This is a genomic window from Limosilactobacillus reuteri subsp. simiae (assembly GCF_020784875.1).
Lineage (GTDB): Bacteria > Bacillota > Bacilli > Lactobacillales > Lactobacillaceae > Limosilactobacillus > Limosilactobacillus reuteri_H.
The window spans coordinates 1-11284 of the sequence record NZ_JAJGUI010000095.1 but is presented as its reverse complement, the minus strand read 5'-3'; the positions used below and the strand labels follow the sequence as shown (position 1 = coordinate 11284).

Genomic DNA, 11284 nt, shown 5'->3' with positions numbered 1-11284 from the left:
CCTTCTTTCATGATTTTTGTGGTGAATTGATTGTATAACGAGGGGACAGCAAATGTCTCTTTTTTATACAAAAAATCTGGCATGGAATCTCCATCCATACCAGAAAGTGTATACCCATTTTTTTTAACTAAAAAAGAACCATGACCCCAAGCCATAGTTCTAGTTGAAAAGTAAATCAATCATGCGGTTGTGTGACCGTTGTGGGTAACGCTGTTTTCACGATAACCAAAGTAGAATTGGATAGCAGCAATTGCAATGTTTACCCAGTTCATTGTAAGGAACCAGCCGTTAAGGGCGTTGCCGTCGTGAGTCATGCCGTAATATACCCAAAAACCAATTACGATTGCACATACATTAATCCATGCGAATGTTTTTTGTAGAACTTGGTTGTCAAGGGCAAACCACATCCATACAACGTTTACTACAAACCAGATTGCAAGAATCCAAAAGATAACGTCGAACATAGTATTACTTCCTTTCAACATCCTATCTACACAGACCATAGATAAATACTTAATAAAGAAGATTTACTTTTCACTATCTATTATAGTCGGATCTCATCGATAGCCAAAAGATAAAGCACTATTAATATGCAATTATGGCACATTGAAGAAATATTGAGTAAAAAAGTGCAGATTCTTGCCTTTTACGTATATATCTTTATAGAACCATTTAACAGGAGGGCCATAAGGATGAATGAATTCTTACGTAAAAAGTGGGAAATGGCAGGGCTAGCTGATGATTATATCTTCAATAAAGTGATGCTTGATTATGATATTTGTTTAGAAGTTTTACGGCGGATCTTACCCGACTTGCATATTAAAAAGATTAAGTTGCCTAATAATCAGCAAGAGTTTGCTATTGCTCCTGATGCTAAGTCAGTGCGTTTTGATATCTATACGACCGACGAACAAGGCAACCATTATGATATTGAGATGCAAGTAGCTGATCACCACAATATCGCTAAACGAATTCGTTATTATCAAACTGCCAGCTCAATGGAAGCCTATGATAAAGGGCAGCCATATGAACAAGCTGATGATTCCTATGTGATTTTCTTTTGCAATTTTGACCCATTCCAGCTAGGTCAGCAACGCTATGTATTACACAAGCATATTGATGAAATTCCCGAACAAATTATAGAAGATGGTCAAACCGATATCTTATTTAACGTCCCTTCCTTGCGTCACGATGTCGATCCTAAGATGCAGGCGTTTTTAGATATGATTGCCCAGCGAGAAGTTGAAGCGACCGATCCGCTTGTCGTAAAATTAAAGGAGAGAATAGCAGTTGTAAAGCGGAACCGGAAATGGAGGTCGGAATACATGCGACGTTCAGTATATGAAATGGATCAAGAAATGCGCGAGAAAAAGATTCGTGAGGGTGAACGTAGGATACGGGATGGCAAACGGGAGATACTAGAAGGAAAACGTGAGCTCCAGAAAGGTAAACGGGAACTTCTAGAAGGCAAACGAGAGCTGCAGAAAAGTAGACGAGAGATTCTAGAAGACAAAAACGAGGTTCAAAAGGGAAAACGAGAGATCCAGAAAGGTAAACGTGAAATTAAAGAAGATCAGGATCGACTTAAAGAAAAAGAACAGCTAATTCAAGAAAGAGAACAAAAACTACACGAAAATCAGCAGACGATAATTAAAACATCGATTGTGGCAATGAGAGCGCTAAATATTGATGAAACAATAATCAAGAAAGAAATAAAAGAAAAGTTTAACTTGTCAGACAAAGAAATTAAGGATTATTTTGCTGAATGAAATGAGAAAGAAGTCTCCAAATCAATTATGGAGGCTTTTTAGGTAACTCCTAAAGATTAAGGTATAATAAAACTTTAAATATAAGATCTGTGGGGAGGATCTTTATGAGAAAAATAGCGCTAATTCTGATGCTTTCATTGACGATGATGGTCATGGTAGCTTGTGGGAGAACATCCTTAAATACTAATAGATCAACTAGTAGTATGACTAGTTCTTTATCGAGTACACAACAAACAAGGGATGATGCAGCACTAAACGCTGAACGATTATCACTTGAGCAAACTGCTGCACTTGTGTTGTATTATCGTGATGCGCATATGCCGGGAGCAAATGATTATGATTATTCTGCTGATATGGAAAACAATGATCAGGGAGCAACGGTTAAGATTTATGATAAAGGTGCAGTGCCATGGGGAGAGGGACCCTCTGCTAAGACTTATCCTAAAGGCGCCAAAGTTTTATACACGATTAAATTAACTTCCAAAAGTGATGAAGATGGCGATCGTTTAAATTCAACCTATTATACAATTGTCGGAAATAAGGTTTACTATGCGAACGGTAGTAATGGTATTCGCAAAACAGGCGTAACACTCGCTGAAATGGTGACGTATGCCAAAACTCATGGGGAAGTTAATCGTGTTTTGAAAGTAGCAAAAAACACCCAAATTATTGATATGCGTGGTAAAGTTACACTTACGGATAAGGATGGATTAACTACCCAGCAGCTAGGAACATTAGGTGCATTGTTAAAGAACCCTGATTGGTTTAAGGCAGGAGTTCAAAATGGTGAAATGTATTATGGAACGCATTATGCTTATGGTGAAGTTGCGGATTATCAATATGTAACAACACAGGGTGATTTGACTAGCTATATTTGGTTTAAACGTAAAGGCAATGATGTCACAATTAAAATGGTTGAATCAACTGAAAATCAAAGTGTGACAGGGGCACCAATAACTACTACGCATACCACTGTTACGAATTTGATAAATAATTACTACACAAGTGAAGACCAACAGGATGAGGTTAATGCTTATGCGGACCAATTAAAAGTGGAACCGTAAAATTAGATTAATTACTAAGAAGGATATATTATGGGTAAAAAAGATAAGTATGATGTTCAAAAGTTTACCGGGATTCCCGTCGAAACAGATGCTAGTGGAAAGTATCAGTTGAAATTTGACCAGAATGGTGAGGCCAAATTACATACTTGGCGGACTGGAAAACATACTAAGGGGAAATTTAAACATCCGGGTCAGTTAATGCTGACGGAAAATAACTTGACTGTTGTAATTCTAAAAGCAGAACCAATGGCTTTTAAGGATCGTCATAGTGAAACGCCTCTGCAACGATTTTTAACTGTCGATGTTACAGAAGATGTCTTGAAACAAGGCCTTGCAGAATTAAAGGAGTGAAATTGATGAAAACACTGGTGATAGTGGCTCACCCTCAACTTGCGAATTCATCGACTGAATCATTTTTAAAGGCAGCCGCTGATGATGAAAATAACGTTATGTGGCATGAATTAAAAACACCTTTTGATATTTCTCAAGAGCAGGAATTACTTAAATCGGCAACCCGAATTATTTTTCAATTTCCGCTGTATTGGTATAGTGCGCCCGCGATCTTAAAGCAATGGCTTGATGAGGTATGGAATTCACAACTTACAAGCAGTCATTTGCTAAAGGGTCGTGAATTGGGGATTGTTACGACGGTTGCTCATTCTGCGTCTGCATTTCAACCGGGTGCCAGTCAAGGATATACAATTGCTGAACTTTTACGACCATATCAGGCTTTAGCGCACGCGATGGGGATGAAGTATTTGCCACCATTGCCGATCTATCAATTTGCCCAACAGAGTGAAGAAGAGCGGCAGTTATTATTTATCCACTATCAGCAATATTTGACCTTAGATAAATTCTTGCATTTTAGCGATCAGACGCAATGGTTTATTGACCAACTTAACGTTAAAATTGCTCAAGAGTCAGATCCTCTTCAACAAGCTAAATTAGAACAATTATTGGCACTTTTACAAGATCAACAAGAAGAGCTGGATGATTTACATACTTCTATCGGATGGCTCCGAGAAAAAGAGGATGACTAAAATGAATGAGAATCAACAATGGGCACACGAAGAATTAAAAAGATTAATGAAAAATAGCCCAACATATGAAGATCAAGCTTTTTACCGGGCATTAGATCAGTTAATGCTTAAACAAGCACAACGCCTAGTCAATGCCGCTGGTGAGCTCGATGGTCGTAGCTGGGCTGACAAATAATTTATTTAAAAATATAAAGCAGAAGTCTACCTACCACTTCAATAATAGACTTCCACCTTATCAGATAATTGTTTCAAAATGAAACTAGGGGGTTATTGGTACCCGTGATTCTAATTGCACGATTAGAAAAAGTCACTAAAAAGTTTGTAAAAATCCTTTGTGGTATTGATACCTTCAAAAGGAATTTATATAACTAAGTCAGTGAAACAATGGGTACTAGAGAATTATGAATAAAATCCTCATATATTATTATAAAACAAATTATTCCTAAAAAATACAAAATTATTGATTTATATTATTTTATGGCGAGTTGTAAATCTTTTTGGAGCTTGTCAGCAAGAATAATTGCTTGATTATGTTCTTCATCTTTTGCCCCGTAAAGGAGAATAACGTTCTGACTCGGCAACTTACTTTGGACAATTGCCTTCAATGAATTATAGTAAACAGGATTGTTGGTTAATTCTACGAGATAACGCTCTTTGAATTCTGGATAACGAGCGACGTCATGACCAAACCATTTCCGCAGCTCGGTACTGGGTCCGACCTCTTTGAGCCACTTATCAAGATGTGCATTTTCTTTTGAAATCCCGCGTGGCCAAATGCGGTCAACAAGGATACGATAACCATCTAAATCAACAGGTTTAGTATAGATTCGTTCAATTTTTAGTTCCATCATGACGATCTCCTTTAATTAGTGTTATGTTTAGGATAGTTCTTTTTAGGAGGAAAATAAATATGCTAACAAAATATCAACAATTTTTTACTGGACGGCCCACAGTCGAAATTGCGAAGGATCTTTTAGGGAAACTAGTAAAATACCAAACTAAAAGTGGAATCATTGGTGGTTATATTGTTGAAACAGAAGCATATTTAGGAGAAAAAGATTCGGCATCGCATGCTTTTAATGGACGACGCACTGGCTACTCGGAATCTTTGTATGGAATGCCCGGGAATATTTACCTATACCAAATCCGTGGCCATTATTGTTTTGATATTGTGGTTCAGGATGCAGAAGAACCTCAAGGAATTTTACTTCGCGGAATAGAACCGGCGCTAAACATCGATAAAATGATCGAAAATCGGCACATGTCAGGGGTAAATATTACTAACGGTCCCGGTAAATTAGTACAAGCTCTCGGAATTCATTCACGGGATTTAGATGGGCAGCCTATGGAAACAAGTCCACTAACGGTTGATTTACATAATTATAAAATTCCTGGAGAAATAGCTATTTCTGCGCGGATTGGAGTTAATTTGAAGGGGAAGGATGGGTTAAGTCCACGCCGCTTTTATGTAAAAGGCAATCCCTATGTATCAAACGTGAAAAAACAAGACATGGATCTGGAATGTCATGGTTGGAAGGGGTAAATAATGGCGCTAACTTATCAACAACTATTAACGGCAGTTCCCGTTGTTCTCGATGCTGGTAATGTTCCGAATATTGTCGGGGATGCGGGGATCGGTAAATCTGCTTTAGTTCGTGAAATTGCTGCTAATCTGAATGCGGCATTATTTACTACGGTTGTCAGCTTAAGCGAAAAAGGAGACCTTGCCATTCCGGTTCCCCCCTTGACTAGTGAATCCTTTGTTGAAACGAAAAATTACGGCCGTCTTGCAAATGTACAATTCGGTTACTCTGAAACTTTAATCAGCATTATTAAATATGCCGAGGCCCATCCTAATCAATCAATTATTTGGTTTTTAGATGAATTTAATCGCGGAACGCAAGCTGTTCAAAGTGAATTAATGAACCTGGTCCTTCAACGAAAGATTAATTCTTTGCGGTTGCCTTCCACAGTGCGGATCATTATTGCAGAGAATCCTGATTCTACGATGGCAGGTTTTACCGATCGTGAATATGGTGTTGCGACTGGGGATGCTGCAATTAAAGATCGGACAGTGCGTTTAGTAATGACGAGTTCGACGGCAGAATGGTTAAAATGGGCCAAGACCGCTGGAATTAATGACCTTGTTTCTGCCTATCTTACGCAATATCCTGAACAATTATTAGTTATTGATCCGAACAATGAAGATTTGGCTCCCACGCCACGTGCTTGGGAAAGAGTTTCCCGCAATCTTGATCAATTACAGGCGTTAGACCAGAAAATGCAAAAAGAACTTGCTGCTGATATATTTAGTGGTGACTTAGGTGATGAAGTAGGGGTGGCCTTTGCTCAGTTTGTCCTTGCACAGGGGCAAGAGCTTACAGTGGCAACCTTGAAAGACGCTAAAGATGGCAAGGAGCAGTTTGAAAATGCTGATGAAGCAACCAAAATTCAAGTATTACGTTCATGGCTAAGTCCTAAACTAGCATCTGAAGAAGAGGCAGCTCTATTTATTAAGTATCTCCAATTAGTCAGTGAAGATGGGCAGTATGCGATTGTTCAAACAGTTGGTGAGGATTTCGTCGACCTCTTGCAAGTAATGTATGAGCAAGCCATTAAACATCCCCAAGGCTCTGTAGCGCAACTTTATCAATATTTTGCGGAGGTTGCGACGCGTGGTGATAATCGATGAGGTTAGGTGACATCCTGGCACGGTTACGACAAAAAGGTGGAGGTAATAGCCATGTAACGTCCGCGCAACGGATTAGTGAGGCAATTATTAGCATCCTTCAAAAACAACGACTTTTTGGTGAGGTATTGTTACAACTTCCACGAGAGAATGATTTACAGTTACCCGCAATGATGGGATTGAGGTGGGAAGACAATCGCCTTGTACTGGTTATTAATCCAGAAAAGTTAGCGAACGTTCGTAATGATGAACTTCAAAGCTTATTAGAACATGAAGCCCTTCATCTTATCTGGATGCATCCATTACGATATGCTTCTTATCCTTATCAAGATTTAGTCCAGATTGCAACTGATGTAGCAGTAAATCAGTATTTAACTGAGCCACCCCAAGGAACAGTAACCCTTAGCCAATTAGAGAAAGTTCTTCGTCAAAAACTAATGCCAAAATTAGATTCGCAAGATTATCTCAATATATTAGAACAGCTGCCTGCTGAACAGCAAGAAAAATTACATCAGCCAGGCCTTAAATTGAATGGTGGCAAACAAAAGGAAAATGCAACGGCGGATAAGGTTAAAACAGCCGATACTCATAACGGCTGGCAGGAATCTAAGACAAGTCAGCAGATCAGCAATCAGATCGTACGGTTAGCGAATATTAAGCGTATTTTAAATAATTCTTGGAGGCAAACCCCGCAACGAGATCGCGGATTGTTACCAGGGGATGTAAGATCACAGCTACAGAAAGTCCAAAAAACTAAAATAGTTGATTGGCGGCAGGTTCTTAGGCATCAGTTTGGGTTGATTGCACGAGGACAAGTTAATTCGCATGCTCGCTTTAATCGTCGGCAACCATTACGAATAGATTTGCCTGGCAAAGTTACGAGATTGGATCCAGCTGTTGACATTTTTGTTGATAATTCCGGATCGGTCACCGATCAAGAAATCGTTCAAACACTAACGACACTTGAAAAGATGCTTAAGAAAACAAAACTGACAGCTAATGTTTATTCGTTTGATGCCCGGGTGACTGCCAAGCAAAAACTACATGATGGTAAAAAACTTGATTTTAGACGAACAGGTGGCGGCGGTACAAGTTTTCAGTGTATTTTTGACTATCTCCATCAGCACCACCTAACTAAACGAAATCGCATAATTATCATTATTACTGATGGGTGGGGAGAGGAACGAATCAATAATTATCATTATCAAAATGTTTATTGGCTAATGATGACAAAGGCTAATCAATTATCAGTAAAAGAACCACCGGGAAGAGTATTAGAAATGAGGGGATAATTGATGATAACAATTTTAAATCCACAGGCCATGCAAAAGGTACTTACCCATAGCAAAGAATATGAGCGGGCAATTGGTCTTCTTAATAAGCGGTGGGATCCAGATGAACAGCCGATTTTTCGCAACGTTCTCCAGTCCGCAGATGTTCAATTTGCTCGGCAGCTCCAAATTGCTGGATTGATTAAAGGAAAGGTTGACTTAAGTAATTATCAGGAAGTAAATCAATTACTGATGCAACATGACTCATGGTTTTCAGAAAGTGCACGGAAAACTTTATTAAGTCCTTTTTTAGATTGAAGCAAATTTACGTGAATTTCTAGTAGGCATAGTATAATAGTAAGTAATGTAACCCTTTAAGGAGGCCCTGCACATGGCAGTAAATAACGAACTAATTAAAGACGACTTATACGAAGCAGTAAACGGGGAATGGCTAAAGACGGCGAAGATTCCTGATGATAAACCAGCTACCGGGGGCTTCAATGACCTTGTTGATGAGATTGACAAGCAACTGATGGATGACTTTGATGCCTATGCAGAAGGGAAGGAAAAGTCTGAGGATTCGCGTTTTAACGAAATGATTAAACTATATCGCCTCGCTAAAAAGTTTGATTGGCGTAAGAAAGTTGGCCCACAACCGCTTAAAAGGATGTTGGCAAGCGTAGAGAATCTTAATTCATATGAAGATTACCAATCTCAATGGAAAAACTGGATTTTAGCGGGAATGCCTTCACCGATTAGTTTTGATATTGACGCTGATATGAAGAATGCGACTGTTTATGCTTTGTTTGCCTCATCACCGTCGCTCATTTTACCTGACAAGAGCTACTATGAAGCAGAAAAGAAGGCTCAGCACGATCAATTACTCCAACTATGGTCTTCAATGGTGGAAGCCTTGATGAATAAGCTTGGGTATAGCAAAGAAGAAGCAAAAAAGATTATTGATGACGCAATCAAATTCGATGCCCTTCTTGCGCCAAATGTAAAGAGTGCCGAAGAAGCGGCTGATTATAGTAAGATGTATAATCCACAAACGGTTGCAGAACTAGCTAGTGCCACTGATCAACTTGATATTGCGGAAATAATTAAGCAGTTAGTTGGGGAAGAACCGGAAAAGGTAATTGTGACAGAACCGGAATACTTTAAGGCCCTGAATAAGATTTTACAAGATAACTTTGAGCTCTTTAAAAACTGGGCATTAATTCGTGTCATTCGCGAAAATGCCAGTTACCTTGATGATGAAATGCGTGAAATCAATGGACGTTATGGTCGAGCACTTTCTGGAAGCAAGAAACCAGTTAGTCAGCGTAAATTTGCGTTCTATCTTGCCCGTGACATGTTTAGCCAAGTAGCTGGTGATTATTATGGGAAGAAGTACTTTGGACCGCAAGCCAAGGCAGACGTGCACCACATGGTTGAACAAATGATTAAAGTCTATAAGGGACGCTTGACCAATAACCAATGGCTTAGTAAGGATACCCGTGATAAGGCTATTCTTAAGCTTGATAAACTGGGTATTCAAGTCGGATATCCAGATAAGATTCCTGCTCTCTATGATCAATTTAAGGTTGATGAAGAGGAATCATTGATTGCAAACTTAAATCAATTAACAGTGACGGCTAATAAAGAATTATTCAGTCGTTGGAATAAACCTGTTGATCGGATGCGATGGGAAATGAGTGCGGCCACAGTCAATGCTTACTACCACCCATTTAAGAATATCATTGTATTCCCAGCGGCAATCCTACAGGCACCGTTCTACTCGTTGAAACAAAGCAGCAGCCAAAATTATGGTGGAATTGGCGCAGTAATCGCTCATGAAATTTCCCACGCCTTTGACAATAACGGGTCATTATTTGATGAGTTTGGAAATCTTAATAACTGGTGGACAGATGAAGATTCTGCACACTTTAAGCAATTAGCTCAAAAGATGATTGAAGAATTTGATGGGATCCCATTTGCTGGTCAAAAGGTAAACGGGAAGCTCACGGTTTCTGAAAATATCGCCGATGCAGGAGGCCTCAGTTGTGCGCTTGAAGCAGCAAAAACTGAAGCTGACTTCAATGCCCAAGAATTCTTTATTAACTGGGCAACTATTTGGCGAATGAAGGCAACGGAACAGTACATGCAATTACTGCTTTCAATTGATGTTCATGCACCGCAAAAATTACGTGCTAATATTCAAGCAGAAAATCTCGATGACTTCTACACAGCATTTGACATTAAGCCTGGCGATGAAATGTACCGGGCACCAGAAAATCGGGTTCATATTTGGTAATTTAAGATTTACAGAAGGTTGGAAGTTTCTCCAGCCTTTTTGTTTGCTATGATTCTTAGCGTGACAAATATCGTCTTCTTCGGTAAAGTTTAAGCATAGTTAATTTCCCGGGAAATAAATTTAATTGAAGGTAGGAGAACTTATTGAAATTTGCCGATAAAATGAAATTATATCGTCGTCAAAAAGAATGGACTCAGCAGGATGTAGCAGAACGATTGTTGATCTCACGTAAAACAATTTCTAGTTGGGAAAATGGTCGAAGTTATCCTGATATTTTTATGTTGGTTCAAATAAGTGATCTCTACCATGTTAGTTTGGATGATTTATTACGGGAGGATCATGAGATGATAAATAACTATAAAGAAGAGCACGCTATGAATGCTAAGAAAGATAATACTTTTACTATTTCGTATATTATTAACTTTCTTGCATGTATTTATTTTTTGTTTCAGACAATTGGCTTAGTAAAAATTACTTCTCTTAGTTCAATTTGGCGAGTTGTTTTAGGTGTTATGGTTGGAATAGCATTATTAAATGTTTACTATTTGATATCAAAATGTGATTGGAAGAAGGTTAAAGGACAAGAGAAAGTTGGAAGAGGCTGGGAATTAACTATTAATTTTTGGTTCTCTAACAGTAAAATCCGGACTATGATTTTTGATCGATTCAAAAATCGTAGTCCGGATTTTAAATTATTTATGAAATTAGTCTCCAATCGACTAATTGATTGTCCAAATTTTGTTAGATTTAATGCCATCAAGGCTAGCCCGATATCATTTTCCACAGCTCGTTGTCCACGGAGATGAGTTCGGCGTATGCCAAAATCCCTCTTCATGTGACCAAAGACTGGCTCAACGTCGAACTTCCGTCGACGATAAATTGCCTTGCCTTCGTCACTTGAGAGGGCATCTTTAACTTTAGCTTTATAATAATTCCAGGTTGGGTTAACCTTCATATAGCGTTGACGACCACCTGGTGTCTTCGCTAGTTCATCTAATTTAACTGATAGTTGATGTTTATCAGCACGATAGATTTTGAAGTCACGCTTAAAGCCATACTTATCAGTGGATTTACTATAGCGATAAAAACTAAAACGAACTCCTTGATGATCAATGTAGTAGTCGTCATTAGCGTTATATTCCCAATTCTGTGACC

The 11284-nt window shown here is 38.7% G+C and carries 13 protein-coding genes and 1 pseudogene; 11 read left to right on the top strand and 3 right to left on the bottom strand.

Annotated elements, in window-relative coordinates; genetic code table 11:
- Positions 1-179 precede the first annotated feature (179 nt).
- Positions 180-464, bottom strand: coding sequence for a hypothetical protein (locus tag LMC10_RS03505; protein WP_035159539.1), 285 nt, complete (start codon positions 462-464; stop codon positions 180-182).
- Between the two features lie 228 nt (positions 465-692).
- Here LMC10_RS03505 and LMC10_RS03500 point away from each other — a divergent pair, with 228 nt between their 5' ends.
- The 5 genes from LMC10_RS03500 to LMC10_RS03480 all read left to right on the top strand — a co-directional run bounded on the left by LMC10_RS03500 (position 693) and on the right by LMC10_RS03480 (position 4048).
- Entirely contained in the window at positions 693-1769 is a 1077-nt protein-coding gene (locus tag LMC10_RS03500; protein ID WP_229268941.1) for an Rpn family recombination-promoting nuclease/putative transposase, read from the top strand.
- Between the two features lie 104 nt (positions 1770-1873).
- A complete protein-coding gene (locus tag LMC10_RS03495; RefSeq protein WP_229268940.1) occupies positions 1874-2833 on the top strand; it encodes an Lreu_0056 family protein in 960 nt (319 codons plus the stop codon).
- Positions 2834-2863: 30 nt separating this feature from the next.
- Positions 2864-3184 (top strand): DUF7671 family protein, encoded by a 321-nt coding sequence (locus tag LMC10_RS03490; RefSeq protein WP_019252943.1) that lies wholly within the window; start codon positions 2864-2866, stop codon positions 3182-3184.
- Between the two features lie 5 nt (positions 3185-3189).
- Complete coding sequence (locus LMC10_RS03485) at positions 3190-3873, top strand: NAD(P)H-dependent oxidoreductase (RefSeq protein ID WP_229268939.1); 684 nt, start codon at positions 3190-3192, stop codon at positions 3871-3873.
- 1 nt (position 3874) lies between these two features.
- Positions 3875-4048 (top strand): hypothetical protein, encoded by a 174-nt coding sequence (locus LMC10_RS03480; RefSeq protein WP_229268938.1) that lies wholly within the window; start codon positions 3875-3877, stop codon positions 4046-4048.
- A 295-nt stretch (positions 4049-4343) separates the two neighbouring features.
- Here the strand turns inward: LMC10_RS03480 and LMC10_RS03475 are convergent, their stop codons facing one another.
- On the bottom strand, positions 4344-4724 hold the full coding sequence (locus tag LMC10_RS03475) for a DUF488 domain-containing protein (protein WP_229268937.1): 381 nt from the start codon (positions 4722-4724) through the stop codon (positions 4344-4346).
- Positions 4725-4783: 59 nt separating this feature from the next.
- Here LMC10_RS03475 and LMC10_RS03470 point away from each other — a divergent pair, with 59 nt between their 5' ends.
- The 6 genes and pseudogenes from LMC10_RS03470 to LMC10_RS03445 all read left to right on the top strand — a co-directional run.
- Positions 4784-5416 (top strand): DNA-3-methyladenine glycosylase, encoded by a 633-nt coding sequence (locus LMC10_RS03470; protein ID WP_011953588.1) that lies wholly within the window; start codon positions 4784-4786, stop codon positions 5414-5416.
- Positions 5417-5419: 3 nt separating this feature from the next.
- Positions 5420-6565, top strand: a complete 1146-nt coding sequence (locus tag LMC10_RS03465) for an AAA family ATPase (protein WP_219285358.1) — start codon at positions 5420-5422, stop codon at positions 6563-6565.
- Positions 6562-7854, top strand: coding sequence for a vWA domain-containing protein (locus tag LMC10_RS03460; protein WP_229268936.1), 1293 nt, complete (start codon positions 6562-6564; stop codon positions 7852-7854). Before LMC10_RS03465 ends, LMC10_RS03460 begins: the two co-directional genes overlap by 4 nt.
- A gap of 3 nt (positions 7855-7857) precedes the next feature.
- Complete coding sequence (locus tag LMC10_RS03455; RefSeq protein ID WP_229268935.1) at positions 7858-8151, top strand: hypothetical protein; 294 nt, start codon at positions 7858-7860, stop codon at positions 8149-8151.
- Positions 8152-8224: 73 nt separating this feature from the next.
- Positions 8225-10129: a M13 family metallopeptidase gene (locus LMC10_RS03450; protein ID WP_229268934.1), complete on the top strand. Its 1905-nt coding sequence runs from the start codon at positions 8225-8227 to the stop codon at positions 10127-10129.
- Between the two features lie 143 nt (positions 10130-10272).
- A pseudogene (locus tag LMC10_RS03445) lies at positions 10273-10725 on the top strand (helix-turn-helix domain-containing protein); the annotation flags it as partial.
- On the opposite strand, the gene LMC10_RS03440 reads toward LMC10_RS03445, so the two are convergent.
- Positions 10671-11284 (bottom strand): transposase (locus LMC10_RS03440; RefSeq protein WP_229268933.1); only part of this gene is annotated, 614 nt, incomplete at its 5' end. The pseudogene LMC10_RS03445 and the gene LMC10_RS03440 sit on opposite strands and share 55 nt — an antisense overlap.

What these genes read in the sequence shown, in the direction of transcription:
- LMC10_RS03505 (WP_035159539.1), bottom strand. Translation starts at nt 464, where the DNA reads ATGTTCGACGTTATCTTTTGGATTCTTGCAATCTGGTTTGTAGTAAAC.
- LMC10_RS03465 (WP_219285358.1), top strand. Translation starts at nt 5,420, where the DNA reads ATGGCGCTAACTTATCAACAACTATTAACGGCAGTTCCCGTTGTTCTC.
- LMC10_RS03500 (WP_229268941.1), top strand. Translation starts at nt 693, where the DNA reads ATGAATGAATTCTTACGTAAAAAGTGGGAAATGGCAGGGCTAGCTGAT.
- LMC10_RS03480 (WP_229268938.1), top strand. Translation starts at nt 3,875, where the DNA reads ATGAATGAGAATCAACAATGGGCACACGAAGAATTAAAAAGATTAATG.
- LMC10_RS03495 (WP_229268940.1), top strand. Translation starts at nt 1,874, where the DNA reads ATGAGAAAAATAGCGCTAATTCTGATGCTTTCATTGACGATGATGGTC.
- LMC10_RS03475 (WP_229268937.1), bottom strand. Translation starts at nt 4,724, where the DNA reads ATGATGGAACTAAAAATTGAACGAATCTATACTAAACCTGTTGATTTA.
- LMC10_RS03460 (WP_229268936.1), top strand. Translation starts at nt 6,562, where the DNA reads ATGAGGTTAGGTGACATCCTGGCACGGTTACGACAAAAAGGTGGAGGT.
- LMC10_RS03485 (WP_229268939.1), top strand. Translation starts at nt 3,190, where the DNA reads ATGAAAACACTGGTGATAGTGGCTCACCCTCAACTTGCGAATTCATCG.
- LMC10_RS03470 (WP_011953588.1), top strand. Translation starts at nt 4,784, where the DNA reads ATGCTAACAAAATATCAACAATTTTTTACTGGACGGCCCACAGTCGAA.
- LMC10_RS03450 (WP_229268934.1), top strand. Translation starts at nt 8,225, where the DNA reads ATGGCAGTAAATAACGAACTAATTAAAGACGACTTATACGAAGCAGTA.
- LMC10_RS03490 (WP_019252943.1), top strand. Translation starts at nt 2,864, where the DNA reads ATGGGTAAAAAAGATAAGTATGATGTTCAAAAGTTTACCGGGATTCCC.
- LMC10_RS03455 (WP_229268935.1), top strand. Translation starts at nt 7,858, where the DNA reads ATGATAACAATTTTAAATCCACAGGCCATGCAAAAGGTACTTACCCAT.